The 917-nt window shown below is 39.1% G+C and carries 2 protein-coding genes; one reads left to right on the top strand and one right to left on the bottom strand.

Features of this window, described 5'->3' with window-relative positions; all coding sequences use genetic code 11:
- A partial coding sequence (locus tag J8M00_RS28010; protein WP_211013645.1) for a helix-turn-helix domain-containing protein occupies positions 1-278 on the bottom strand: 278 nt, incomplete at its 3' end.
- Positions 279-417: 139 nt separating this feature from the next.
- On the opposite strand from J8M00_RS28010, the gene J8M00_RS28005 reads away from it, so the two are divergent.
- On the top strand, positions 418-732 hold the full coding sequence (locus tag J8M00_RS28005; RefSeq protein WP_211013644.1) for a hypothetical protein: 315 nt from the start codon (positions 418-420) through the stop codon (positions 730-732).
- The last annotated feature ends 185 nt before the right edge of the window (positions 733-917 follow it).

Genomic DNA, 917 nt, shown 5'->3' with positions numbered 1-917 from the left:
GCGTTTTCACTCTTTGTTGGTTTTTCTTCCGTAGAGCTACTGTCAGATGTTTGGTCTACATCAATTCCAAACACCTCATCCAAGGAAATTTTGTAGTTAACACATGCATTAACTATTGGACCATAGGGTAACGTACCTTTCTTTCTGGCCATAGCAACGCCACTGTGTGACAACCCTAACTTTTCAGAAAGTGCTCGATTACTTTTCACGCTTAGTTGTTCTCGTAAGCGCTCAATCACAAGATCAATCTCTGACTCTGAGATACTATCGATAACCATAGTTTACAGTCAATACCTTTAAAAAATAAAAAACAAAATAACTTTCCAGTTGACAGTAAGAATATTTATCACTAGCTTAATAAACGAACACTGACAAATATAGTTACCAACATTAATTTACAACACAGGTAAATCTAACATGACTTACACAACAATGTCATATGAAGACATAAAGAAAGAACTATCAAACAAAGACATACAGATTGAAGATATCGCAAAAGCAAAGCGAGTCTCAAATTCACACGTCGCTAACGTTGCAAAAGGCGTGGTTCAATCTTTCGTTATCGCCGAAGCAATATGTTTAGCATTAAACAAGAAACGCACAGAAGTCTTCGGTGACAAATACCTAACCAAGCCAAAACGCGGTCCAAAAGATCGGACCCATAGGCGCAAAGAAGTTATCAAAGCTATTCAAGCTGGCAAACCAGTGCCAGATCCAAGCATGAACTTATAGAGCCACAAAATCTAGGTTAACTTAAGGAGATTTTTACCATGTCTGAGAACCAAGAATCCATGAACATTTTAGAGAGTGAGATACCGCCTGATTGCGAAATACTCCACCATTTTAGCCAATGCGTTAACGCTTGTATGCGCAGGTGTGGGTTTACCCGTAATGGCCTTGCCCAACGCATGAACGCT

The sequence above is a fragment of the Pseudoalteromonas luteoviolacea genome, assembly GCF_018100925.1.
GTDB classification, from domain to species: Bacteria; Pseudomonadota; Gammaproteobacteria; order Enterobacterales; family Alteromonadaceae; genus Pseudoalteromonas; species Pseudoalteromonas obscura.
The sequence above is the reverse complement of the archived record's forward strand: the minus strand, read 5'-3'. Positions and strand labels throughout refer to the sequence as shown.

Coding starts and splice junctions, on each gene's coding strand:
- J8M00_RS28005 (WP_211013644.1), top strand. CDS start 418: ATGACTTACACAACAATGTCATATGAAGACATAAAGAAAGAACTATCA.